Source organism: Granulicella sp. S156 (assembly GCF_009766105.1).
Classification (GTDB): Bacteria; Acidobacteriota; Terriglobia; order Terriglobales; family Acidobacteriaceae; genus Granulicella.
Genome location: NZ_LMUH01000018.1, coordinates 106153 through 130698, shown reverse-complemented (window position 1 = coordinate 130698; position 24546 = coordinate 106153). Strand labels below are relative to the sequence as shown.

Below are 24546 nucleotides of genomic sequence, written 5' to 3'. Positions count from 1 at the left end.
ATGAAGCTCGTGGACATCGATTTTCTGGGGGCCGCAGCGCGTTCGACCGCTGTCGCCCGCCTGTGTCCGATGCCAGAGTATTCAGTCGCAGAAACGCTGGCAATCGCCCGAAAGGCTGCTCTCCACTTCCAACAAACTCGCGGCCAGTCAGGGATACAGGCTCTGCACAATGAGCAGGCGACGCTTCCGCTGATCGCATCAGCGCGCACCTTGTTTTCTGTGGGATCGTATCTGCGCCGGCTTCCAGAAGGGGTCAGGTATGGGAATGCTAACGAGCTTCTCCTATCGGCGGCCGTTGCGTTTGCCATGTATGGCAATTTCCCCAGCGCCCACTCGTCCATCAGGCTTGTTGAGCCCGAATATATTTCCGGAAACGATGATCGTGTCGTGGCCGCGGCGCTGGCAGATCCCAGAAGCGTCAGCACGCTTCTTCAATATTCCATGCGTCCCGCGACAGCAGAACTACTGTTGACCTGGGAACGCTTTCTCCGAACGGGCGATGAGCGCATTGCTGAAACGGTAAAGGTGGCGCTCGAAAAGATCATGCTCCATTCCGATCTTTCGGAAGCCGCACTTCTCCGTAACGCGCGCGTCGCCATGCAGCAGGCAGTCGTTCTTTCGGTTGCGAGATCGTTGCGTAGGCCGGATGTGGGTCTTCCAGATGCTTTTGTTGAGGGCCTGCTCGACGACAACGTGCTCACCCTTTTACCTCCCCAACATCGCTTGCTCTCGGACGGACAATTCGCTTCTCGGACCGAGAATGCGCTTCTTAACCTGCCGACAAGTACCGGGAAGACACTTCTGGCCGAGTGCTGTGTAGCAGCCGTGTTGAGGAATGGGCCAGGACTGGCAGTGATCGTCGTACCGTACGTGGCGCTCGGGAACCAGATAACCGCAGCGCTCAAACGCCACCTGCATAAAACCGATATTCGGGTGACGGGAATGTTTGGTGGTTTCAAACTGGATTCCGCTCTTCAGCCGGCCCTCCGCCGCGAGGTGTTGGTGGCAACCCCGGAACGGTTCGACGCATGGCTGCGATATAACGGCACCGACGATTCGCTGAAACTTGTCGTCTTCGATGAAGCCCACAGTATTGCGAATTCAGCGCGAGGTGCGAGGCTGGAAGGCATCATTACGCGGTTGCGGCTCCGGCAGACTCAGCGCGGTGGCTTCAGAATGATCGCACTCTCTGCCGTGCTCGCGGACGCAAGTGCGTTTCTCGAATTTCTTGGCGTCGATGCCGCGAACTATTTCGTTGACAGTTGGAGGCCCACAGCGCGGCACCTTGCCATCTGGAGCACCACTGGCGACCTGATTTGGGTCTTCGGAAACGACTCCCTGCGACCGTCGCAACTGACTCCTCTGTCTACCTTGGGTTCACACATGGTTCAGTGGCCTCATTCAATCGAGGCACCACCGACCTGGCAGAAACCTGAGGCCCAGCCGAAACGAGAAGTGACGGTAGCTTCTCAGGACAACGTCGCATATTTGGCGCAATATCTTCTTCGTCTCATCGGCGGACCGATTTTGGTCATCTGTATGACGCGTGAGTCAACGCGTCTGATAGCGAATGCCATTTCGCTTCGCCTCCCGGATGACCCGACCAAGGCTCTCAGCAGGTCCCGACTCGCCCAGGTTGCCGCAACACTTGCGCCTTGGTATCCAACATTACCGGCAATGATTCTGAAGGGAGTGGCGTTCCACAACGCCAGCGTTCCCCCCGAGTTGAGGAGACACATTGAGGAGGCGGTGGGGCGTCGCGAACTCGATTTTGTTGTCTCTACGACGACACTGGCCGAAGGATCGGATCTGCCATTTCGAGTCACGTTGGTGGAGAGCTGGATTGTCGGTTTCGGAGCAGACGCCCGTCCGCTCGACGCACTGATGTTCAGGAACATCGCTGGACGATGCGGAAGGGCGGGCATGTTCACGGAAGGTGACACTGTCCTCTATGAAAACGTACTCGGTCCAGCTCACCTAACTAGCCAGCAAGCGACGCGAAGATCCGTCATCGCGTCGATGATTGGGAGTCCGCCCGCACTGCAATCAGCTCTTCCCATCGACGGTTTGAAGCACGATCACGACGCGCGATATGCAGCGTTATCGGCGCAGGTCATTGCAGCGATTCCGGAGAACCCAAGTGATGAGGCACTGGCTCAGCGGTTGTCGCAGTTCAGCTACGCGCGAAAGGTACTATCCCCTCAGCGAGTAGACCAACTCTTCGCCACCATTGTGGCCGACATGCTGAGCGAATCGGACGGAGAGCCACTCGCGAAAGCCGCAAGCCCTATTCGTCTCACTGATCTGGGGGCCGCAGTCAATCGAACGGGGTTGTCAACGACAACGGCACGTTCTTTGCGTTCCTTTCTGCGGAGAGAAACAACACCTTCCGGGTTTTACGAGTTGATTGTCGACATCATCCTCGAATTCGCCGCAGCTCCAGAACAGACCGATAGCTATTTGCAGAAACTGGTCGGCTCGAAAAAGCAAAAGGGATTTGCAACCATTGAAGACCTTCCTGCTATAACCGCAGGGTGGCTCGAACAACGCGATGCCATCACGATATTTCAATCAATGCCGCGTTATAAGGCTTCAAAAGCCAAGGAAGAATACAAACAAAGGCAGTTCGATAAATTCGTTCAAACGCTCGACAGCGTTTACGGAAACTTTGTGCCATGGCTCATGAGGGCCGCTAATCAACTTGCACCGTTTGGCGCGGAATGGTCACGCGCCGTTCGCTGGATGGACCTGGCCGAAAGCCTTGAAAAGCGGGTTGCTCCGGACAGTTTTGAGCAAAGCGAAGAAGCACTGGACCTCGCGTAAGACGGCTGTCACCTCTCTCTGACTCGATCTTCTTGCACGCCCGCTCATTGGCCCCAAGCATTTGGGGCGGGCTTCCATTTCAAGGAGGCCACCCGCATACGTCTGGGAGCGCGAGTCGCCTCGGTCGGTGAGTTCTCCCCTAGTCCAGACGATTCGTGACTGGAAATTGACCGCCGCCAACGTCGTGAACGTGATCCGCTCCAAACCATGCCCGTAAAACCTGCAGCGAGGGATTGGACAACACCTGTGTGAAGAGCAGTGCTAATCGAGTTGTCGGACGGGAGCAACAGACATAGAAGAGATTACGGTTGCGTTCGAAGAAGTCGCGTTTCTCAGCGGATATATTCGCGGGTGAAGCGGACAACTCCAAAAATTGATCGAAGTTGTATTGGTTCCAGCCACGGCCAAGTACCACCAGAACGTTCTCGAATTCGTCGCCCTTGACGCTATGCTTCGTGGCGAATGGGGTGTGGCCGTCAAGATACTTTACGAGTGCGATCATTTCAGAATAGGGGCGAGCCCTTATCCCTCGGACACGCGTAATGATTTCAGGTATTTCCTGACCGGCCTCGTCATGCCAAGCTTGCGCTTCCCGTTCCTGACGATAAACCTTCTCAGACAGACGGGGATATCCGGTGGCCATCAAATAGTCAACGACATCGCCGATGGTGCCAGTTTCGCGCAATCTCATGAGAGAGTCCATCGCGGCGGACCATCGGTCTTTCTCCGAATGGGACGACATGCGCGGTGCTTCGTCGCCGAGGATGTCAAACATTTCGCCGTAGCGCCGCCCCTGATAGGCAACGGACGCAGGCTCAAGCTTGTCAGCGAAGAATGCGACATGATCGTCTGTCTTCTTGGCGAAGAGGTCGTTATAGCGAAACACACGGGCGAGTTCGCCATATCCTTGCTCAGCGGCAAGTCCGTTATGCGTCAGCAGTAGTACCTTAGTCTTCTCTGGCGCGAAATCCCATCCCGACGCCTTTAGACTGTCAATACAGCCGCCAAGATATTGATGTGCGACTTCTGGTGGCAGATCACCTTTCCAGTGACCACCACCCGCACCCGTACGGCGCGTACCGACCCAGCTATTCGTATGGAATACATCAGCGACTCCAATAAAGCTTTCGTCTCTGAAAGCCTGCGGTAATTCCGGCCGAAGATTATTTAGGACCTTGACTACTGCAGTCGCGGAGCGAAAATTGGCTTTCTTGCCAATCTCCAGAAGCGTTTCGGCTGCGACGTGACCGCAGGTTTCGTCATATATCCGTTGCCAGTGGTCACCAAACAAGCCAACCAGCGGTCCACCGGCACGCGGAAAAAGATGGGTCTTGATACCCGCCATCATCTCGGAACTTGTGTCCTGATATTCGTCGATGAAAATGTATGGATAACGCCCGGCAAGGATGGACTGAAACTTCACATTTGGCAGAAACGTAGCCATCAACGTCAGCACATCGTCATGATGGATCGATATCACATCGTCCATGATTTTTCGATAGCCGAGGTCGTATTCGATAGCGCGAAGACCGAGGTCGGCAACTTCAGCAATCTTTTCTTGCCATGCCGGAATGTTGTGTAGACCTTTCCGCAAAGCAGGTTGGAAGGGCCTGATGACCGACCAACAGAATGCGTGAATGGTGCTGACAGCAACCAACTTGTCTCCATCGATGCGGCTGGTGATAACGGCAGTAGCTGCGTTTGTATAGGTAATGCAGGCAATCTGCTGATTGTTCTTGCGAAGTGTATTGCGCTCTGTCTTCAGAAGTTGTTTGAGCGCTTCGATAAGCGAGTAGGTCTTTCCAGCACCAGCACCGGCTTCCAGCAGAAAGTGATGCTTTTCCTCAAGGCAACGTGCAACCTGTGCTTCAGCCTGTTGCGCTGCCAAAAGGGCGGGGCTAGGAACAGCAGCTTGAGAAGCTCTAGGCATTTGATCCTCCGGCTGCGGGCGCAACGGTTACATCTGTCGCCCCGTCAGCGGCGAGCCAGACCAAGCCTTCCCGGATGTAGCGCGGAATGATCCAATCCGTATCACTGATGGCATGTTCAAGAGCAAAGTTTGATTTCTTGACGTCCCCGGCCATGTCGCCGGCCTCAACTTCAAGCGTATTTGCGGTCGTGGCCGTCATCGGAAACATTACAGGGTTCGCCAGCATATAGGCATCCTCAAAGCTCCGGCCGCAGGGACCTCCGGCTAGCTCGGGAACTTGATAGGCAATCCGCCTGTGTCCCGCTACTTTCTGATCGTCGAGGATGAGTGTTAGTTGCGCAGGGGTAGGGAGGGTCCCGCCGTTCGGAATCCATGTGTTGATGCAGCTATTGCTCGACCTTGTACCAGCATGAACCGGGCAGGCAGCATAGCGGTTTTTTGCATTGAGAGCCACTGAATCGATATCGGAGATGATGAGCGTGCGCAGCTCCAAGAACTCGATCAGGTCGAAGAAATGCTGGGCGTAGGCGCCACCCACCTCCACAACCGATAGATACTGGGTTCCCAATTGCTGGTCGGCCGCTTGTGTCTTGTCCAGAATTTCGATAATGCGAGGCATCAGAATCCGCTCGGTTGTGCCTTCAATCAAAATCGCTTTGTCAGCAAAGAAGAGATCACAGCGTGTCAGTGTCAGATACTGATGCAGAAAATCACGACTTGGCTGAGGTTTTCCCGCAAGGCCATCACGTAAATCTTTAACAACGGTTTTCAGTTCACCTGTTCCGTCATCTGGGGCGACCATGAAATAGCGAATGGTCTCAAAATGCGCTTCGTTCGCAATATGCGACGAATGGGTGGATACGACGAATTGCACGGGCCAGGGCGAAGCAATCTCTGTGCTGAATTCGTCCGCAATCTCGCCTAGCTTGCGAATAAAGACTTCCTGCATCTGCGGATGCAAATGCACTTCCGGCTCCTCAATAAAAATCAGATGGGCCGCCGGTTTGGGGTCGAGGGCGGTGAAGTCCTTAAAATACTGCCGTAGTTGCAGGAGGATCAGGATGATATTTCTCGCTCCGAGTCCGTTGTAGGACTCAGGCAGGTTTATGCCGTTTGAACCGGAATATCGCACCTTGGTGTGATTGGTCAGAAGGCGTTCAACATCAAGGGTGGTTTCGGTCAGAAGATGCGGGTCTGGAAGCCCGGGATAGCCAAAGAGCGATAGAGCTGGCAGCAGTTCGTTCAACTTGGTATTGAAATCGACGCCGATCTTTTCCTGAATCTCCAACACGGCCTGTTCAAGCTCTTCCGCGAGCGAATGGCCCGCAACATCGGCTTCATTCACTTTGGCAGTCGTGAACAGCTTTTCCAGGACCTTCCCTATGACGACGCGCTCTTTCTGGCTGACATCGTCAAGCCCACGCTGGGCGTGAATGCAGTTATTCGCACAGGCTGCACGAAGAGCTACGCTGGATATCGAACGCTGATTGGTTTCGTCATTCGGATCGACTGCGGCAATCCGGGTCGTGTAAAGCGCAGGGATGCGTTCACGCAAGGCGCGATAAAAAGCGGGTTTGGTTGCTTCGTCGGTGTCAGTGAGTTCGTTGAACAAGTCGTCAATTCTGCCCGCTTCAATTTCATAACGGATAACAACGAGAGCTTCAGTGCAATCCACATCGAAATCAAGAACGAAATCAGTCAATGTCCCCAGTTGTTCTTCGGTTCCATATTCGAAGGATAGACGGACTTCGATCGCCGGTAGCATGGGCCGCACTTCGTCGGCGGGCGTGCTATCGAGCTTTGCGAGGTAAGCATCCCAAAAGCAGCGGTGAGCGGCGCAGGAAAAATCTTCCAGCCTGAATATCGGATTCCCCTCGGTCAGGAGCCGGGTCATCACTTCGCTTAGTGAAGTCTTGCCGCTGTTATTGCGACCAACGATCACTGTAGTCTGCTTTTCGAGGAGAAGAGACGCTTCATGCAGCAGGCGGAAATTCTTAACTATTATTTTCTTCAAATGCATTACATATCCTCAATTCCACCGACAGGACGGACTCAGCGAGGTACAAGGCCCGGAATTACACAGAGATCAATAGATTGGAAGAGGTAACGCCCCACTCTAAACGATTGATAGCAAATCGGCCTATTGCTAAGCACTCGGACGGCGCATGACGGAACGGGCTCCTAAGCCGCGATATCGCGTCGTGGGTGCAGCACACTTCCGACCGTCTGGATCTGAAGGGGGCATTACTGAACAAAGCCGTCTGCAGCAGTCATCAATCCGGATTTCGTATAATGTAAATTGTCATTTGACGTGTCAGATTTCCCATTCTATTCTTGCAGTGTGGCTCTATTACGAGTATCCGAACTACGACCGTGGCTTCTCCAACGGTACGGGTCTGCAAGCGCCTTAGCCGCAGCTTTGGGGGTTACCCGTCAAACCGCACACAATCTTCTCACGGGGCGGACACTCCCCAGTCAGGAGAACTGCGAAAAGCTCGGGCTCAGCCCGGCCTTTCTGGTGCGAGAGACAGAGGGGACCAATGAGATGGCAAATTTGAATGACTTTCTGATGCAACGTGATCAGATGAGACAGTCCGAGGGTCTGGTATCGGAGGCGCAGTTGAATGCAGCATTGGTCGGAACACGAGGCGTTTCCATGATCAGAGAGTTGATGCGGGCCACGCACACTACCGCAGCACACGTCGGAATGATCGATAACATCCCTTTCGAATGGGACGATGGAGAATCTGGAGGAAGCTCTTCGCCGCTCTTGAAGCTGCAACCAGTGGGCGCGCAGTTCAAACCCGTCACGTCTGCGCCGCTAGGGGGTTCACTGCGTGGCTACCGCGTTGTCTTCGGCTGGGTTACGACTGTTTCTGACATGGGAAAGAAGGACCTGCCCGATTGCGTTTGGAATTTGACGCTTTCATCCAATGCCGGGATCCTAGCCTGGAACGTGAATCGTAACGAAATCATCGGCGCAACCTCGATCGAGCTGGCGGAGCAGGTTGTAAAGCGGCTGATCGAATATCGGGACGAGTACGGAAAAACCAATTAAACATGATGGGGAAATCACCGTAGACGTTCAGTGCTGGAAATCACTGGTATCGTCTGCGCCCTTGCCTCAAGAACCAAAAGAGGTTGCGCGACAATGTCAAAGCAGGAGCGTGAATCGGGTATGGCAAGCAGCGACAAGACAAAGACTCGGCAAGATCGGGTATACGGCAGAGTGAATATTGGCGAAGACCGAACGTTGACCGTCCACTATGATCCGGAGACAGACCAGGTCGAAATCGAAGGGGCCGAGCCTGGCTCGACGCGCACCGAACGAAGCTATGCTCGCGAAAGCGGAAAGCCGAAAATCGTTGCATCGGTTCCGTCTGCTGGGAAGAGCGCCTTCGCCGCGAAGGATGCATTGTTTGCCTATGAATGGGTTGTAGCCGTTGATACCAACACGAAGCCTCTCTTCGGCAAGAAATGTGGTCTCTGCGTCTCCTACTTCACGCCGAAGCCGCCCGCGTCATGCGACCGCGCTGTGGGAGTTCCCTTTGCCCATCTCGCTTCTTACCTCATGTTCGGTATTCGAGAAGGCGTAAATCCCGAACAAATCGGCTGGCACCTCACCATGACCAGGAACCTGGGTGCTCCTATCCCTAGTAGTCATCAAATAGCGTTCGTGGTTGACAGCGAGCTCGGTTCTCACCCCGATATCAATGCGCGCAAGATCGGCTATTACCGCGATCACTTGCTTCCGCCCCAGTTGACGATCGGCTACTCATCCTCCGATACAGACAACGAAACGCTGGGAGGACAGATGATCCGCATGTGCGATCAGGTGGCCTCAAAGCTCCTTCTCGAAGTCGAAAGACTCGGTGTGCTTCCATCGAACCATCTGCCGGGAAACGACGATTTTGAAGCACTGTATGCCGTCTCGGGGCGAAGGCAATAGCTCAAGACAGTTCCCCTCTTCACTTCAGCATGGGAACACGTATCTGTGTTGGGCAAACGGCCTTTGCAATCTTCACCCATCGCTTGTCACGCGTAACTAGCACCGTGCCGGGCTGGAGATAAGCAAAAGATTCGAAATCTCCAAAATCGTTAGCTTGGGGTGCCATTTCTGTTGCGCACCGAATGATGTACTCGCCGTACGCACCAATATAGGGGGCGAGCAGAATTTCTAACCGAGAAGCAACCTCCGATGCCGGCGATATCGGTCCGTTGTGAAGCCAACGAGTCCGCTCATACGTGGCCATCATCGTCATCACTTTGATTTCGCGAGATCGCATCGCGTCTCTGAATGGCACTCTAGCTTCCTTCGCCAATCTCACGAACCTGCCTTGGGCCCGTGCATCGGCATAGCCTGGTATCTGATCATTCAGAGCGTCGATTACGTCAGTCTGGAAGCCGCGCCAATGCTCTTCTCGCCAGTCGTGGACAAGCCCGACCTTCACAGTGCGTCGCGTTCGGGATGCAATGTCATCGACACCACTCTCCAGCTCCTGCTGTGTCGAAGCGCCAGCGATTGCCCGGAACCCGTCGATCCAAGGGAGGGATTCGCTATTGACGGCGGCTTCCCACAGCTTTGCTAGATGCGTCTCGGTATCGTCAGTCACACCTGTGCAGTAGCGGATAACCGCATCCGCGGCCCGCTTTCGCTCATCGAGGGCATGGTCATCAATCCCGGATGCGATCTCTAACAGGGAGATTGGTGTCGCAAACAGTCCCGTCTCAGCTTCGGAAAATTGCAATGGATCGATAATCCCGTTGCCGATGTCGTACCAGACGTTGGTGTCAGCAATTAACTTCATCAGTCACCCTCCGAGGGTCGCGAAAGCGCTGGGCCCTGTTCCATCTCCCACCCCTCGATAGCTCTCACGACTTCACCTTCGAATTCGCTTTGAGTTGCGAAGGAGTCAAACATGAGAACGCCATCAACGATTTCTAGAAGTCCCACTGTCTTGAGACTATGGACAATCGCTGCGAACGATTCACCATCGGTGAGATCGGCATCGGAATGCTCGTCGCTCAATACGTAAGAGCATTCGGAGATGATTTCGTCCAGATTCAGGTCCCACTCGATTTCAGGTAGGTATCGCGGCTCAGCTGCGAATGCAGTCGTGAACCTGTCCCGCGCAAACCATATCGCTGTTCCTGCGAGCGAGGCGATGACTGCCTGGACACTGGTATTGAATGCCCGCGTGTTCTCCTCGCTATTCGTTGTTAGTACCTGTAGCGCGAGCTGATTCCTAATTTCGATCAGCGACGAAGTGTCCGCGGGGACCCATTGAGAAGCGTCAGGTCGCACTCCACAAATCGTAAGAACTGGCATGAAGACAGGTTAGCAAACAGGCCATTCCAACTTCCGGATGGAGCTGCCGAAAAGGGCCGTCAATGATTCGCGGTGGACGATACCTCTTCGGTTTATCCCTGCCCCCTGTTCCCGCTTGCGTCCTGCCCCGCACGTCGGGTGCACGGATTTCTGTCCTAGTCCCCGTACTCACGACCTTCCATTAGACTCGGCCATATGAGTAATCTGGCCCTCGTCGCGAAACGTATCAATAATGGACAGTCGGAGATCTGGTTCGACCACAAGCCCAATCATCGCAGCATCGTGCCAACGAACGGGATCTTGTACCCCATCCGGACGATCTGCTCTCTGGAGGAGTCGGATGCTTTTCGCGAAGCATTTAACGACGGAATAGCGACGATTCCGCAGGCGGCTACAGACCAGCTCGCTGCGGACTTTGGGCTTGACGCCTAATTGCTGCTTCATCGAGTTGAATACGGCGACGATCTTCACCGCCGCCGGCGATGTACTCTTGAGTCCTGATGCCAATCTTCGGAAGACGGCAGTTACAGAGGATGTTCAATGAACTGGGACCTTGGCTGGACCTTGGCAAGGCCAAAGACCTTCTGAACCGTCTCGAGAATGTGAGGCCAAACCAAGCCCTTCCAGCGGAATATGAACTGGCAATCACTTGGGCGGTCTCAAAGATCGCCACTCTTGAAATCGACAAAATATCAGGATCAAGAACGCCAGATATCTATTCGCCCGATCTCCTTACGACCGGCCCTATGATTGCCGACGTCGCAGCACTTGATGACCTCTCGCTGTCGGGTGCTGATTCGATGAGGAGAGCCTGCAACATCATCAATGCGGAAGCAGACCGCATCGTATCAGGCAGTTCCGCCTACCTCCACTTCACCTTCGGTGAGAGAAGCGGTTACGAGAGATCAAGGAACGGGAAGAGATCATTCTTTCGTCACAGACTTGTGCGGCGAGACTTCCAACTCGATGAAGAACTCCGCAGCGCGCTCAAGAGTTGGCTTACCAATGGACAGCCCAATCAACCACTCGTGTTGAGGAACACGGTGATCAGTGTGGTGCTTGAACGTCGCTCTTATGTCCATCCCTTGGCCAATTACTTCTGCACCATGCCCTCCCTCGCCTACGACCTAAAGGACAACCCGCTGTACGCTGCACTGCGTTCGAAGTCCAAACAACTACGTTCGGCAGAAGGTGGAGTTCGTCGCGTCGTAATCCTTGGTGATGCGGGTTGCGGTCTGCTGAGGGAGCTCAAAACCCAAGGATCAACGTCTGACCACTTCACCGGGGGGCAGATCATTCTAAAGTTTTTGGACGATTATCCGGCGATCGACTTCGTGATTGTAATCTCTGCAAACCGGGACCGCAGCAATTCGGGAGGGAAGAGTAAGAGGTTTTGGCGAAGCCACGCTTTCGCCAGGCCGGGAAGAATATCCGACGACGATGCCGAGCGTCTGAATCGTATCCTGGAAACGATGTTGCCGCCTCAGCTCAGCGGCTACACGGCCTATGCGTGGCATGAACAAGGCATGTGCGAGGCGGATGCAATCGGAAATTATGTCCCAACAGAGATGGGGATTGGAGGGGAAAGAATGACGCTAAGGATTTCAGCGAGAGCAGTTCAGGACTTGATTGCAGGCAAATTGTCCTTCGAAATGTTTCAGAATCGGACGATGGGCAAAGACAACCAGGTGCGTCGCGAACTCGATGAGGGTCGAACGATTACTTCAGCCCGTTTTGAGCCTCAAGGAGATGACGAGGACGACGACTACCTCGTGCTCGAATTTCTGGACGACCCAGCCGCCAGAAAATTGAAGTTGCCTGCGCAGCTGAAGGGTAACCCTATGCCGAAGGGATGATTTAGATCGACACTGCAGTCGCCGAGAAAACGAACCGGCCACCATTACTTCAGAGAAGGCCACCACTGACGCCAACATCGATCCTCACCGATCCCCGACAAACAATACGCATTTGCCAAGAAACAAGCCTCATTTCATCAATGACTTATGGTCAGCTCAGCCGCGATATCGAGACGAGGATTCAGTACGATCCCGGTTGTCGGAACTCGGAAAGGGGTGTGTAGCACTGACCAAAGCCGTCTCTGGCCACCATTTATCTACTTTATAAATCCTAAACTTGCGGGAGGTACAGCAGAGCTGTACCAATTTTGTACCGCCATCAGAGTGAACCTTCTTGCATGGAGGTTTGGTCCGATGCCCACATCTACACCGCCCTCCGTCGGCGATGATCACGCCGATAACACACTCAACGGCGGCGCTGCCGCTGCCCAAATGGGTTGGGAGCGTTCTGTCCAATGGAGAGAACGTCCTTGAATCGGACGGAACAAAATCGACTCCCTCGCGCCCGGGGTAGCCGATTTTTGTTAAGCGGACAAGTCATCTATTGGCTACAGAGCTTACCTCTTCGACAACAAACGAACCGAGGATGAGGTGCACAGTAGCCAGCAGTTCAGGCAGAGAAAAAGGCTTTGCCAAGAATCGCCATCCCTGATGCTGCAACTGATCCCGGTGCGCAGGATCGAGGAAGCCTCCCGAAATCATCAATATCGGAAGATCCTGGCGCAACGCCTTTAAATCCTGTGCTAATTGCATGCCGGAACGCTCCGGCAGGTACAAATCGGTGATGAGCAGATCAATTTGCGGAGCGCTTCGAAAGACGCGAGTGGCACGCTCCGCATCGCCAGAGGTGAAAACACGGTAGCCTTCGTGCACGAGAAAAGTCCGGGCGAGCGAGCGTATATCTGGATCATCGTCCACCAGCAAAATGGTACCGTGCGGGGACGGGTGAGAGGTGTCTGAATTCAAGGGCATCAATCGATCATCCTGCGTGGGCCCGGTTGTTCGGGATCTAGCCTTGCTCGTTCTCTCCGGTCGCTGCGGCTTGAGAGAAGGTCTTGTGTTGCGTATACGTCCTGTGCCTTCCTCTATGGAGTGCATTGTTCCGTGCGGAGTTGCCTCACCCTCCTGCGAGGCGGTCGATGTTTGAGACAGTAGAGGTTGCACATCCTTCCTTGAATACAGAGACGCTGTAGCGACCCGGCTTCAATTGGGCAAAAAGATAGTTGCCATCACTGTCGGAGATCGCTTCAGCCTTAATTCCCGTATCTGTCGCTGTAAGGGTGACTCTGGCCCCTGGTACGACGGCACCACTCGCATCGCGCACTGTTCCTGGGATGTCACCAGTGATCGATTGAGCAAAGAATAATGGTGTGACCGCCAAGCACAACATGACGATCAAGGACAGCGCGACGATAACAGGTGACCTCAAGAATGAGGATCTTACCGAAGAACGCTTCAATGGCATTGGGGAGGCCTCGCTTTTTCAAACAGATTTTTTGAAGATCTTTCGCCGGAGATATTCGTTCCTCGGTTAGGCCCGAGAAGTTGATCACTCTTTGAAAGAGATTCACTGAGTCGAACCGGGTGCTGAGAGGCGTTTCTTGTTTTTGTCAAGGAAATTATTATTTCATTCAATGAAAATTGAAAGTAGCTTCAATTTTGTATGGAGAAATATTTATTGCGTTGAATAAAATTGACAAGCATTGAGAACAGACCCTATTCTCCTGACAATCGAGGATGATTAAGCCGATTCGCTGCATCAGGCGAATGCAGTCGGTAGAAGTGGATCGCGAAACAACCGACCAAAGGAGCAGCAGGTATGAAAGCTAGAAGTAAGGAAACACGCCCGAAAGAAAAGCAACTTCCTGCTGGAAAACCTTCAGAGACGAAGCGCGCTCCAGCTCAGTACCACGTCGACGTGCTAGGTAAGGGACTCGATGTTCTCGACAGTCTGCGAGGGTCCTCCGTCGAGTTGCGATTGACGGATATTGCGGAGAAAGTCGGACTGGACATGAGCACGACTTTTCGCATGCTTCATACCTTGGAAGCACATGGCTACGTCGTGCGGGACAGTGCCACCAAGAAATTCAGGCATACGCTGGGCCACAGGAGCTATCGTGTTGGCTATGCCCAGCTCTCCAACGAACAGCCTTTTGTTCGGAAGGTGACTCAAGGGTTGGTCAATGCCGCGGCGAAAGCTCAGGTGGAACTGCTGGTGGTCGATAACAAGGACAGCACCGAACAAGCCCTGAAGAATGCGGAATGGTTGATTGCGCAAAAGGTGGACTTTGTTATTGAGTATGAGTTCCATTCGGGAGTGGGACCCGCACTTGCCGATATGTTCCGCAAAGCAGGCATACCCTTGCTGGCGATCGATATCCCGATGCCCAGTGCGATTTACTTTGGAGTCGATAACTATGAAGTAGGCAGGTTAGGCGGAGAGGCGTTGGCACAGTTTGCCGTTGACCGGTGGAAGGGTCTCGTAAGCCGCGTCCTGCTGCTGGAACTGCCCGAAGCGGGTCCTATCCCCCAAGCACGAGTGCTGGGAACAGTCGATGGAATACGAAGCGTATTGCCCAATTTGAATGAGGGCAATGTGCTTCACAAGGATGGCAAGGGAACCGAAAAGGGAGGGTATGCAATTACCCGCCACATCGCCCAATCCTTAGGGCGGAAGGAGCATTTGCTGATAGCGGCCTCCAATGACAATTGCACTCGAGGGGCCCTTCGTGCAATTCGAGAGCTTGGGCGGGAGCGGTCTACAGCCATCATGTCGCAGGGGTGGGGACCGGACAAAGATCTTGAGGCCGAGTTGCAAAGCACCGATAGCCCTCTCATCGGTGCCATAGCCTACTTCCCCGAAGAGTACGGTGAGAAAATCCTACCGATCGTTCTTCAGTGCTTGAAGAGGCAACCAGTCTCTCCGTCTTACTATTGCGAACACAAGCTGATCCTGCCGGATCGGCTCTCCACTCGTCATAGTTCAAGAGGAGTCCCGGCAAATGATGAAGTGTTCGCTGCAGGCGCAAGAGTTCCAGGATGACTGCCCATCGACGCGTTCCCGCCAGGATTCGTCTAGGGAAAAGATATTCATCTCTAGGCCGTTCGTTTTCCTGTTGAAGTTTTCATCCCGCGATGATCTGGCGTCTCTGTTCAGGTGGAGACGCCAAGCGCAGTGCAATCGCCTAAATACACATGTTGTTAAAGAGGAGCGTGCTCTATGGGCATAGGATTTGTGACCAAACATCTGTCTCAGAATCACTGGATTGCAGGCCGATTCGGCCGGCTTTTTGTCGCGGGCTTCGCCTGCGTTGCGACGTCTGCTGCACTACAGGGTCAGCAGCCGCTTCAACTGACGATTCACTGGGACAAAACCTCGGTGGTCTCCAAGTCAACGCCTACGTTTCAAGTGGTAGTTAACCCACCTTTGCGGCGAGGTGAGCCGCTGAGCGCCGCATCCTACAAGGCAGTGAAAGAACTGGGCGCGGATTACGTACGTTATGTACCCTGGCTCCCCTATCCCAAGCTGGCAGTAGCCGAGCTGGAACCGCCTACGCAGCAGAAGACCTCGTGGGACTTCAGCCTCATTGACCCCATGACCATAGACTTTCTGAACGCGACCGAAGGTCATCCGACAGTCATGAATTTCAGCACTATGCCGACATGGCTCTTCAAGACCGATAAACCCGTAACCTATCCGGCCGATCCCAATCAGCCGGTCTGGAACTACACGCAAGGCACGGAATTGCGCGATCCCACCGGCAAGGAGATGGGCGACTACTACGAGCGGCTAGTGAGCTGGTACGTAGATGGTGGATTCACTGATGAGAATGGAGTGCGGCACGAGTCTGGATATCACTACAAGTTTCCGGTGTGGGAGGTGCTCAACGAAGTGGAAGCAGAACACTCCATGACGCCCGAGGATTACACGAAGCGCTACGACGCCATCGTTGAAGGGATTCATCGCGCCAGCCCGGATACAAAGTTCATGGGCATGGCATTAGCCGCACCGAGAGATCACCCAGAGTTTTTTGAATACTTTCTCAATCCAGCCAATCACAAGCCCGGCATACCGGTGGATTACATTTCCTACCACTTTTACGCATCTCCAACCCGCTCGCAGACTATCTCCGATTGGCAATACACGTTCTTTGACCAAGCGGATGGCTTCTTGAGCACGGTGCGCTATATCGATAACATCCGCAAGCGACTCTCGCCGAAAACGAAAACGGATCTCGACGAATTGGGTGTAATTCTGCCGACAGATAACACTGCAGCAGATAAGGTGCCCCCACCAGCCGCCTACTATAACCTGGCTGGGTCGCTGTATGCGTATCTCTATATCCAGCTTTCGCGGCTACAGATCGACCTCGTCGGCGAGTCGCAGCTTGTCGGCTACCCGACTCAGTATCCAAGCGTGAGCATGATGAACTGGACCAACAACAAGCCAAACCCACGCTTCTGGGTGCTAAAACTAATTAAGAACAGCTTCCATCCCGGAGATTCTCTGGTGGATACAAACCTGGGTGGTTCGGGCTCGGGTGACGTAGAAGCGCAGGCATTCGTCACGCCTACAGGCCGGAAAGTGCTACTCGCCAATAAGCGGGATCATGCTATCGAGGTGAAGCTACCGGATGCACAGAAGGCGAGCGCGCTGACAGTGGATGAGTCGACAGGGGATGAACCGGCCCGCAACGTAAAGCTGACCGACGGCTACATAAGATTGGAGCCCTTTGCTGTCTCGGTGGTCAGTTGGTGAATATGAACCCGGAAAGTGTCGAAGATCAGACGCTGAAGCGCTTCGCATTCATACTTCGACTACGCGAAGGCGCCGCCGAAGCCTATGAACAGGCGCACCAAGAAGTATGGCCCGAGATGCAAGATATGCTAAAAAACGGAGGGATCAGCGAATACTCGATCTTCCGCCGAGATAACTTGCTATTCCTCACCTTTACGGCGCCGGACTTCGAGACCACCTGGAGTCAGTTCGACAATCATCCTGTGAACCTACGCTGGCAGCAGGTCATGGCTCCGCTCTTCGTGCCGAATGAGGACTTACAACCCGGAGAACGATTCCCAATGATGAAAGAGGTCTTCTATCTGCCGTAAGACCAGCTATTCACTCAGGGCCGCGAAAGATTCAACATAATTAGAGGGAGGAAAGAAAGTGGCAAGGAGAAGCGAGCTACCGTTGCGCGTCGGCCTATGTGGGATTGGTCTGGATACTTATTGGCCGCAGTTCGCAGGACTGAAGGAACGTCTGGAAGGATACGTGGCACAGGTGGGGGTGCGGCTCTCACGATCAGGGGTGGAAGTTGTCAATCTTGGGTTGGTGGATTCTCCTGAGCGTTCACAGGAGGCTGGTCACCAATGCCGACGGGAAGACATCGATGTCCTGTTTCTCTATGTCACCACGTATGCGCTCTCGAATACGGTTCTGCCGCTGGTGCAGCGAGCTGGCGTGCCGTTGGTAGTCCTGAATCTACAGCCCGAAGCGGCCATCGATTACAGATCTTTAAAGCAACTAGAAGATCGCACGGCAATGACCGGCCACTGGCTGTCTTACTGTTCGGCATGCCCTGTGCCTGAAATCGCTAATGTGATGACCCGCGCCCGGATTCCTTTTCATCAGGTGACAGGTGTACTCAACGATGCAGCGACTTGGCAGGAGATTGAAGAATGGTTGGGAGCAGCTCAGGTGCGTGCCACATTGGCTTCTGCGCGGCTTGGGCTCATGGGCCACTACTACAGCGGAATGCTGGACATTATGACCGACGTAACATTGGTTTCGATCGTCTTTGGAACACATATAGAGATCGTTGAAGTAGATGAACTGAGTGCGCTAGGCACCGAGGTCACGGAGAAGACATTAGAGCAGCGGCTGAAGGACTTTTCTACGAGTTTCGATGTGCAACCGGATTGCTCTTCCGAAGAGTTGCGCAGAGCCGCGCGAACGTCAGTAGCTCTAGACTCATTTGTCGAGCGTTACAAACTTAACGCCCTGGCCTACTACTACAAGGGTTCCGGCAATGCAGCCAACGAGGACACCATGAGTTCGATCATCCTCGGGAGCTCGCTACTGACGGCACGGCACATTCCAGTGGCGGGCGAGTATGAGGTTAAAAATGTCCTGGCCATGAAGATAATGGACATCCTAGGCGCTGGAGGATCTTTTACCGAGTATTACGCCATGGATTTCAATGACGACCTAGTGCTGATGGGTCACGATGGACCGGGGCATATCGCCATCTCCGAGGGCAAAACCAAGGTGAGGCCGCTCGAGGTTTACCACGGCAAAGTGGGGAGTGGCCTTTCAGTAGAGATGAGCGTGAAGCACGGTCCGACAACGCTGCTCTCGGTTGTGGAAGACACGGAATCGCGCTTCAAGCTGCTTGTTGCAGAGGGTGATTGTGTGGCGGGTGAGATCCTCGAAATTGGCAATACCAACAGTCGTTACCGCTTCCCCATTGGTGCGCGTGGTTTCGTAAACGCATGGAATGCGCAGGGTCCAGCGCATCACTGCGCCATAGGGGTAGGGCATGTGGCGAGCAAACTAAAAAAAACGGCTGAGTTGATGGGTATCGGCTTCCACCAGGTATGCTGAGGTGAGAAAAGGTCATACACCGAGGTGCGGTTATGTACGAGCGTACTTTTCCAAGATCTTTGTCCCTCTAAGAGTTCAAGATCATCGGACTTTGCGCGTTGCCAATGAAAGCTTTCCATTCTCCATCACTCTGTTGCCTCCGCGCGGTGTTGATCTCCTTGGAGGGGTGCTGAGTCAAAAAGAATTGGAACCAGGCTCTCAGTAGGTTAGATGGAAAGTCTGTTCGGCCGAAGCTTGCTTCCGGTGATGCTTTTGTGAGGCAGAGATGTAATTCTGTGGGTTGCGCCTACGCAACATTGGATCAGTTTCACTAATCGATCTCCACTACGACACAGGTAGCGTTGTCATGCCCGCTGGCTCGATTGGCCGCATCTACCAGTTGCTGGCAGGCCTGCTCGGGAGTTGAAGTAGCTAACAGCAGCGCAAGCATCTCGCCATTGGAAAGAGCTTTGCAAACACCGTCTGTGGCGAAAAGAAAACAGTCGCCCAGGTGCACCTGGACCATGGTGACGGCCGGCATAACAAACTCCGAAGCACCAATGGCCTGGGTTAGAACACTGTCCCAACGAGCCATTTGCTCCGCTGTAATACGACGGTCTCCCTCGCGCAGCACCCGAGCCAACTGTGAGTGATCGTCGGTCAATCGATGCAACGATTGATTGCGCAACAGATAGGCCCGGCTATCTCCGACATGGGCAATCCACATGCGCGTTCCGTCAAAATGTGCGGCCACGATGGTCGTACACATGCCCTGGTAGAGCGGCTCGCGTATGGCCGCCTGATACACGGCACGGTTCGCTGCCTGAATCGCACGCTGCAGCTCCGGACCTCCTGCATTGGGATCGGTGACGGTATAGGGAAAGCGGCTCAACACACAGTCGACGGCAGCGCGGCTCGCAACTTCTCCTGCTGCAAATCCGCCAACACCATCGCACACGATGAAGAGTCCACGGTCCAAATCAAAACCGAATGCGTCCTCATTGGAACGGCGTTGCCGTCCTACATCGCTCGATGCCGCCGCCCGAATTCGAATCTCCATCTAGCCCTACTACTCTTTCGTGTTACTTACGTTTCAGTTGCCTGTCTTCGCACCACGGTCATAACCGAAGCGCAGTTCGACGGTATTGGCTAACAGAATGCGGCTTCCTTTGCGAAGTAGCTCCGGGCTGCCTGGCTTGATAGAAGTACCATTCAGACGCGTACCGTTAGAACTGTTCAGATCGTTTATGTAGAGTTGGCCATCGCGTTTAACGATTTCACAGTGAAAACGTGACACCGCGTGTTCAACGTCGCGAATGACAATGTCGTTCTTCTGGCCGCCGTCTTGCATAACCGCACCGATACGGACGGCGTCTTTGTCGAGCGGAAGAGTAAGCCCCGAGTCGAGCCCGCGTGTGATCTCAAGAACAGGAAAACGCTGCATCTTCCTACGACGCAGCCATAGCGTAACGATTCCCACGAGAGCCAGCAGGCCTGCACCACTGCCCAGAAAAAAGAGCCGCGAACGAAGCGATTGGGCCGCACTGATGCGAGCGCGCAAATCATGAGCAAGCGGATTGCTGGGCGACAAACGTTCTGCTACCGCGAGGGCAGTGCTGGCAGCGGCAAGATGTCCTGACAGGAAGGAGCTCTGCGCCTGCGATAACGAAGCACTGGTCTGCTGTTCGCGTGTTTGAGTATCCTGCTGTTGGCTCACGGCAGAGGTTGATGCTTTGACCTGAGCGTCCTGCTGGGCCTGCACTTTCTGCTGCGCTTCTTTATAGCCTTGTACAGCCGCGGTGTTCGACGGATCGATCTGAACCACCTGGCCATACGCATTCATCTGCTGCTGCGGGTCGGACGTTGCCAACGCCTGCCCCATGAGCGTCGCGACCCGCTGCTTATTCTGTTGATCGGTGGCGTCCTTCTTGGCAGCAGTCTGCTGTTGCTGGAGGATCGCGGTTTCCGCAGGAGATGGAGCCGTCGGCACAGGGGCGGTGGTAACGGGCTGCGCTACGGGTTGGACGACAGGAGGAGGCGGCGGCGGGGCATGTGCAGGCGCGCCATAGACCTTCGGCAGAATTGTCGCGTTGAATTTCTGCACGTCCAATTGCACGCTGCTGCTGGGCAACAACAGCGTTATGGAGCCGGCAGCGGTGCGCGCACCCTGTTCACTGTTGCCGCTTTCCGGGCGGGAGTCCGTATGCACAGTCGTCAGGGTGCCGTTGATCCATATTTCGATCGTGCGACCGCCGATGACGATAGTTTCATTCACCTGCGTCTCGGCTGTGCCGAACGCATGATTTTCGAGGTGCTCGATGCCTCCTGCATAAGGGCCGATTCCAACGGCATACCCACCGGCAAGTTGTCCCGACGTGTTGCGTAATAAGAGAGATGTGAAATTGTCCTTCTTTGTATCGCCTTTGACGGAAGCCACTAGTTGAATGACGGCGTCCTCGGCCATATTGCTGTACTCAAGGCCGCCGGGACCATCCTCTCCATGGATTGCACCACCACGGACCGACCATTTCGCTTCGTGCGGTTTTGTGCTGCCGCCGCCAATCCCCATGGTGAACGTCTTCTCAACAGAGTGGCCCAGACCACCCTTCGCATTCGGAGAGCGCGCAATGCTCTTCCAACCGCTAAGGTCAGTGCCGTTGAAGGGACTGCCGATATTGAGCGGGTTGAGCTTGATATTACGCAGCTGCAAAATTCCATTGCCACTGGCTTCAAACCCCATATAGCCGGCACGCGAACCGAGCCCTGACGCCGACCCCAAAGGCAGACCGTCTACGCGAACCGTCATCTGTCCGTGTGAGGCGTCTACCTGAACGCGATGCCAGGCAGAGGTCACAGTTTTGATCGAGGAAATCGAGATAGTCTCAATTCCACCAACACCCGCGGGGGCATCATTGGTATCGAGATCGATGGTGAGGCCGCCGTTGTTTTCGCGTGAGGCCCACACGCGCAGCTTGGCTCCAGTGGGAGCGCTTTCGAAGTACTCAAACTGCAAGTTGAAATCGGCAAACGGAACTGCGGTAAGCACGTTTCTGCTCCCAGTGCCGTTGCTTGTAAGTGTTCCGCCGCTCGCGCTCCATGTGCCATGAGCATTCCAACCAAGAAGCGAGGTTCCGTTGAAAAGCGTGAGCGATGGATCGGGAGCGGGCGCAGCGGACAGAGTGGTTGCAAGAGCGAAGACGCAGAAGATAGCAGCAAATCTTCTATAGTGCTGAGGTCGCAGAAACAGGCTCATAGGGCCACCTCCTCGGGCTCGGAATTAGATTGTTCCTCGACGTGTGATGTTTCCGAATCGTGAGGTTGAATAAGGGAGAAGATCATTTCCTGCGGCGGTGGCTCGTGGTCTTTGTCGGCCGAGTGCACTTCAAGCGGCGTAGCATCGACCGTAATGGTGGAGCCGGGGACAGCGTCACCTCCCAGCAGAAGCTCTGCGAGTGGCGACAATACCTCTCGTTGCATGACGCGACCTGCTGGGCGTGCGCCATACTCCGGATCATAGGAGAGCCGAGCCAGGAGATCGATTGCCGTTGGGGTGGCCTCAAGATGCAACTCGCGATCATCTTCGAGCTTGCGTGTGAGCGAGCGCAGATGCCCTGTGACAATACGCTCCAACTCCGGCATGCCAAGAGGATGGAAAGGGATGATCTGCCCAATACGGTTGTAGAGCTCCGGCCGCAGGTTGGCGCGGACCGCATCAAGGATAATCTGCTCGCGGAGAACGTTGTCTTCACCTGCCACCATGGATTCACGCACGCCGAGATTGGAGGTGAAGAGCACTACGGTATTGGTAAAGTCGCAAAAGCGTCCCTTGGCATCCGTGAGTCGACCTTCATCAAGCACTCCAAGCAGGAGGTCAAGGATCTCGGGATGTCCCTTCTCCACTTCATCGAAGAGCACGATGGAGTAGGGCGAACGACGTACCTGTTCGGTGAGGAATCCGCCTTCGTCGGAGCCGATAAGGCCAGGGCGTGAACCGATAAGTCCAGCAGCGGAGGCACTATCTTTGTACTCGCCCATGTCGATACGAATGAGTGCACTCTCATCGTCAAACAGTGCTTCGGCCAACGCTTTTGCCAGCTCTGTCTTGCCGACACCTGTGGGGCCAACAAAGAGAAAGGATGCAGGCGAACGCTTCAGTTGCAGGTCGGTGCGCATGCGGCGGGCTGCATCAGACACGGCGCGGATAGCCTCAGGCTGACCGTAGACGCGCTCGCCGAGGCGATCTTCGAGATGTAGCAGGCGGTCGCGCTCGCTTTCCAACATCCGCGAGGCGGGCACGCCACAGCGTTCGGCGACTACTTCGGCGATGTGCTCGGGCAGGACCTTATCGGCGATGGTAAGGTTGCCGCTTTCGCGTTGCGCCGCGAGCTGGGCTTCCAGATGAGCGCGCTGTTCTTCGAGATGCTTCAACGCGCCATAGCGAATCTCGGCAGCCCTGGTGACATCCCCCGCACCTTCTGCTGCAGCGAGCAGGCGAGTGTTCTCCTCGATAGCCTGCACCGTTTTCCCCAAATCGGTACGAGTGTTGCGCTGACGCTCCCAGGCTTCCGCATCGGCAGCGATGCGCGGTTGGAGTGTTGCGATCTCTGATTCCAAGGCTATTATTTGCTTATTCTGCGCGGCGCTGAGCTTGGGCAATGACCGCAGAGTCTCCAACTCCGCACGATGCCGTGTGAGCAGCCGCTCTTGCTGATCTAGCGCGGTAGGACGAGATTCGAGCTGCATGCGCAGACGTGCGGTTGCGGCGTCGATGACGTCGATGGCCTTGTCTGGCAGGAAACGATCGCGCATGTAACGACGTGAGAGTTTGATGGCAGCGTGCAGAGCTTCGTCTGTAAGATCAACGCCGTGAAAGGCAGCATATCGCTCGCGGATACCGCGCAGAATATAGAGCATCGACTCGTCGCTGGGCTCTCCTACCTGCACTCGTTCGAACCTGCGTGCCAGTGCACCATCTTTTTCGATGCGCTCGCGGTACTCGTCGAAGGTCGTTGCACCTACGCAACGCAGTTCGCCGCGTGCGAGCGCCGGTTTCAGAATGTTGGCAGCGTCCATGCCACCCTCTGTGCCGCCTGCGCCTACGAGCTGATGGATCTCATCGAGGAAGAGAATGATCTCGCCTTTGCGCAGACGGACTTCGTCCACAACAGCCTTAAGCCGCTCCTCGAACTCACCGCGATACTTCGCTCCGGCGACCAAGCCCATCAGGTCGAGCGCGATCACGCGGCAGCGTTTCATGCTCTCGGGCACATCCTGCGCGGCGATGCGCAGCGCGAGACCTTCGACAATTGCGGTCTTGCCTGTACCGGGATCTCCAACCAGCACCGGGTTGGATTTCGTCTTGCGCAGCAAGGTCTGAATGAGTTGCCGCACTTCCTCATCGCGACCTACTACTGGCATCAACTCGCCGGCGACCGCAGCAGCTGTAAGATCTCGACCGAAGCGCTCCAGCATCTTTGCGCCGCCCGCAAGCTCCGTTTCATTGGCACTCTGCGGCACCTGCGGAGAGATGCCAGTTTGCGCTCGTGATGCCTTTGCCGTAGTAGTAGCTGCGGGCTGCTCGATATCTTCAACCGTAAAGCCAGCCTTGCGGAAGTCGTTGCGCAGATCGTTCGTACCCGTTGTTAGCGCAGCTTCGAGTACATCAATCGCCTCGGCAGAGGGCCGAGCATGTCGATCGGCGATCTTGAAGGCGTCCGCCAGAAGGGTGCGGAGCGCCTGTGATGCGAGAGGCCGACGGAGTTCATCCAGGCGCTGCGCCGAGAGAGTATCAGCCCGGCGCGAGAGCGCGTCCAGCAGCGGAAGAAGCGCGACGTTCTTGCGTTCGAGGATCGCGCGCAGGCTCGAGCCGTCGCTGTCAATCAGTAGAAGCAACAGATGCTCCGGCTGAATCAACGCCTGGCGACGTTGCTCGGCCAGCAACCGCGCACCCGAAAGGGCCGATTCCATTTCATCGGAAAGTTTGCTGAGATCCAGGGCCATGTAACTCCTTTCTGCGGCTGGCGCG

General features: G+C 54.9%; 19 protein-coding genes and 1 pseudogene. 11 read left to right on the top strand and 9 right to left on the bottom strand.

Features of this window, described 5'->3' with window-relative positions; all coding sequences use genetic code 11:
- Positions 1-2823: a DEAD/DEAH box helicase gene (locus GSQ91_RS14330; protein WP_158822449.1), complete on the top strand. Its 2823-nt coding sequence runs from the start codon at positions 1-3 to the stop codon at positions 2821-2823.
- 139 nt (positions 2824-2962) lie between these two features.
- Here GSQ91_RS14330 and GSQ91_RS14325 read toward each other — a convergent pair whose 3' ends face one another.
- The gene (locus tag GSQ91_RS14325; RefSeq protein WP_216845253.1) at positions 2963-4777 is read right to left on the bottom strand and encodes a UvrD-helicase domain-containing protein; all 1815 of its coding nucleotides are present in this window, start codon (positions 4775-4777) and stop codon (positions 2963-2965) included.
- The gene (locus GSQ91_RS14320; protein WP_158822448.1) at positions 4746-6773 is read right to left on the bottom strand and encodes an ATP-dependent endonuclease; all 2028 of its coding nucleotides are present in this window, start codon (positions 6771-6773) and stop codon (positions 4746-4748) included. The genes GSQ91_RS14325 and GSQ91_RS14320 overlap by 32 nt, the downstream gene beginning before the upstream one ends.
- Before the next feature lie 291 nt (positions 6774-7064).
- Between GSQ91_RS14320 and GSQ91_RS26250 the strand changes: the two are divergent.
- From GSQ91_RS26250 to GSQ91_RS14310, 3 genes and pseudogenes are all read left to right on the top strand, one after another.
- A pseudogene (locus GSQ91_RS26250) lies at positions 7065-7238 on the top strand (hypothetical protein); the annotation flags it as partial.
- 60 nt (positions 7239-7298) lie between these two features.
- Positions 7299-7811, top strand: coding sequence for a hypothetical protein (locus GSQ91_RS14315; RefSeq protein ID WP_158822447.1), 513 nt, complete (start codon positions 7299-7301; stop codon positions 7809-7811).
- Positions 7812-7931: 120 nt separating this feature from the next.
- Positions 7932-8702: a hypothetical protein gene (locus tag GSQ91_RS14310; RefSeq protein WP_158822446.1), complete on the top strand. Its 771-nt coding sequence runs from the start codon at positions 7932-7934 to the stop codon at positions 8700-8702.
- A 19-nt stretch (positions 8703-8721) separates the two neighbouring features.
- Here GSQ91_RS14310 and GSQ91_RS14305 read toward each other — a convergent pair whose 3' ends face one another.
- Together GSQ91_RS14305 and GSQ91_RS14300 are read right to left on the bottom strand one after the other, a co-directional pair.
- Positions 8722-9561, bottom strand: coding sequence for a hypothetical protein (locus GSQ91_RS14305; RefSeq protein ID WP_158822445.1), 840 nt, complete (start codon positions 9559-9561; stop codon positions 8722-8724).
- On the bottom strand, positions 9561-10058 hold the full coding sequence (locus GSQ91_RS14300) for a hypothetical protein (protein ID WP_158822444.1): 498 nt from the start codon (positions 10056-10058) through the stop codon (positions 9561-9563). Before GSQ91_RS14300 ends, GSQ91_RS14305 begins: the two co-directional genes overlap by 1 nt.
- A gap of 219 nt (positions 10059-10277) precedes the next feature.
- Between GSQ91_RS14300 and GSQ91_RS14295 the strand changes: the two genes are divergently transcribed.
- Positions 10278-10514, top strand: a complete 237-nt coding sequence (locus GSQ91_RS14295) for a hypothetical protein (RefSeq protein WP_158822443.1) — start codon at positions 10278-10280, stop codon at positions 10512-10514.
- 101 nt (positions 10515-10615) lie between these two features.
- Entirely contained in the window at positions 10616-11938 is a 1323-nt protein-coding gene (locus tag GSQ91_RS14290) for a hypothetical protein (protein WP_158822442.1), read from the top strand.
- Positions 11939-12475: 537 nt separating this feature from the next.
- Here GSQ91_RS14290 and GSQ91_RS14285 read toward each other — a convergent pair.
- Together GSQ91_RS14285 and GSQ91_RS26245 are read right to left on the bottom strand one after the other, a co-directional pair.
- Positions 12476-12910 (bottom strand): response regulator, encoded by a 435-nt coding sequence (locus tag GSQ91_RS14285; protein ID WP_158822441.1) that lies wholly within the window; start codon positions 12908-12910, stop codon positions 12476-12478.
- 145 nt (positions 12911-13055) lie between these two features.
- The gene (locus GSQ91_RS26245; RefSeq protein ID WP_254064600.1) at positions 13056-13328 is read right to left on the bottom strand and encodes a carboxypeptidase-like regulatory domain-containing protein; all 273 of its coding nucleotides are present in this window, start codon (positions 13326-13328) and stop codon (positions 13056-13058) included.
- On the opposite strand from GSQ91_RS26245, the gene GSQ91_RS25920 reads away from it, so the two are divergent.
- The 5 genes from GSQ91_RS25920 to GSQ91_RS14260 all read left to right on the top strand — a co-directional run bounded on the left by GSQ91_RS25920 (position 13309) and on the right by GSQ91_RS14260 (position 18542).
- Entirely contained in the window at positions 13309-13473 is a 165-nt protein-coding gene (locus tag GSQ91_RS25920) for a hypothetical protein (protein ID WP_254064602.1), read from the top strand. The two genes, GSQ91_RS26245 and GSQ91_RS25920, sit on opposite strands and share 20 nt — an antisense overlap.
- A gap of 284 nt (positions 13474-13757) precedes the next feature.
- On the top strand, positions 13758-14981 hold the full coding sequence (locus GSQ91_RS14275; protein ID WP_158822439.1) for a substrate-binding domain-containing protein: 1224 nt from the start codon (positions 13758-13760) through the stop codon (positions 14979-14981).
- A 177-nt stretch (positions 14982-15158) separates the two neighbouring features.
- The gene (locus GSQ91_RS14270; RefSeq protein ID WP_158822438.1) at positions 15159-16697 is read left to right on the top strand and encodes a glycosyl hydrolase family 39; all 1539 of its coding nucleotides are present in this window, start codon (positions 15159-15161) and stop codon (positions 16695-16697) included.
- Between the two features lie 2 nt (positions 16698-16699).
- Positions 16700-17047, top strand: coding sequence for an L-rhamnose mutarotase (locus tag GSQ91_RS14265; RefSeq protein WP_158822437.1), 348 nt, complete (start codon positions 16700-16702; stop codon positions 17045-17047).
- 58 nt (positions 17048-17105) lie between these two features.
- Positions 17106-18542: an arabinose isomerase gene (locus GSQ91_RS14260; protein WP_158822436.1), complete on the top strand. Its 1437-nt coding sequence runs from the start codon at positions 17106-17108 to the stop codon at positions 18540-18542.
- Positions 18543-18852: 310 nt separating this feature from the next.
- On the opposite strand, the gene GSQ91_RS14255 is transcribed toward GSQ91_RS14260, so the two are convergent.
- From GSQ91_RS14255 to GSQ91_RS14245, 3 genes are read right to left on the bottom strand one after another with little or no spacing between them, the layout of a single operon-like run.
- A complete protein-coding gene (locus GSQ91_RS14255; protein ID WP_158822435.1) occupies positions 18853-19581 on the bottom strand; it encodes a PP2C family serine/threonine-protein phosphatase in 729 nt (242 codons plus the stop codon).
- A 33-nt stretch (positions 19582-19614) separates the two neighbouring features.
- The gene (locus GSQ91_RS14250; protein ID WP_158822434.1) at positions 19615-21774 is read right to left on the bottom strand and encodes a family 16 glycoside hydrolase; all 2160 of its coding nucleotides are present in this window, start codon (positions 21772-21774) and stop codon (positions 19615-19617) included.
- Positions 21771-24521, bottom strand: a complete 2751-nt coding sequence (locus GSQ91_RS14245) for an ATP-dependent Clp protease ATP-binding subunit (RefSeq protein WP_158822433.1) — start codon at positions 24519-24521, stop codon at positions 21771-21773. The genes GSQ91_RS14250 and GSQ91_RS14245 overlap by 4 nt, the downstream gene beginning before the upstream one ends.
- Between the last annotated feature and the right edge of the window lie 25 nt (positions 24522-24546).

Excerpts from the sequence above, each read along its gene's own strand:
- GSQ91_RS14330 (WP_158822449.1), top strand. The coding sequence starts at position 1 with ATGAAGCTCGTGGACATCGATTTTCTGGGGGCCGCAGCGCGTTCGACC.
- GSQ91_RS14320 (WP_158822448.1), bottom strand. The coding sequence starts at position 6,773 with ATGCATTTGAAGAAAATAATAGTTAAGAATTTCCGCCTGCTGCATGAA.
- GSQ91_RS14315 (WP_158822447.1), top strand. The coding sequence starts at position 7,299 with ATGGCAAATTTGAATGACTTTCTGATGCAACGTGATCAGATGAGACAG.
- GSQ91_RS14310 (WP_158822446.1), top strand. The coding sequence starts at position 7,932 with ATGGCAAGCAGCGACAAGACAAAGACTCGGCAAGATCGGGTATACGGC.
- GSQ91_RS14305 (WP_158822445.1), bottom strand. The coding sequence starts at position 9,561 with ATGAAGTTAATTGCTGACACCAACGTCTGGTACGACATCGGCAACGGG.
- GSQ91_RS14295 (WP_158822443.1), top strand. The coding sequence starts at position 10,278 with ATGAGTAATCTGGCCCTCGTCGCGAAACGTATCAATAATGGACAGTCG.
- GSQ91_RS14290 (WP_158822442.1), top strand. The coding sequence starts at position 10,616 with ATGTTCAATGAACTGGGACCTTGGCTGGACCTTGGCAAGGCCAAAGAC.
- GSQ91_RS14285 (WP_158822441.1), bottom strand. The coding sequence starts at position 12,910 with ATGCCCTTGAATTCAGACACCTCTCACCCGTCCCCGCACGGTACCATT.
- GSQ91_RS26245 (WP_254064600.1), bottom strand. The coding sequence starts at position 13,328 with ATGTTGTGCTTGGCGGTCACACCATTATTCTTTGCTCAATCGATCACT.
- GSQ91_RS14275 (WP_158822439.1), top strand. The coding sequence starts at position 13,758 with ATGAAAGCTAGAAGTAAGGAAACACGCCCGAAAGAAAAGCAACTTCCT.
- GSQ91_RS14270 (WP_158822438.1), top strand. The coding sequence starts at position 15,159 with ATGGGCATAGGATTTGTGACCAAACATCTGTCTCAGAATCACTGGATT.
- GSQ91_RS14265 (WP_158822437.1), top strand. The coding sequence starts at position 16,700 with ATGAACCCGGAAAGTGTCGAAGATCAGACGCTGAAGCGCTTCGCATTC.
- GSQ91_RS14255 (WP_158822435.1), bottom strand. The coding sequence starts at position 19,581 with ATGGAGATTCGAATTCGGGCGGCGGCATCGAGCGATGTAGGACGGCAA.
- GSQ91_RS14250 (WP_158822434.1), bottom strand. The coding sequence starts at position 21,774 with ATGAGCCTGTTTCTGCGACCTCAGCACTATAGAAGATTTGCTGCTATC.
- GSQ91_RS14245 (WP_158822433.1), bottom strand. The coding sequence starts at position 24,521 with ATGGCCCTGGATCTCAGCAAACTTTCCGATGAAATGGAATCGGCCCTT.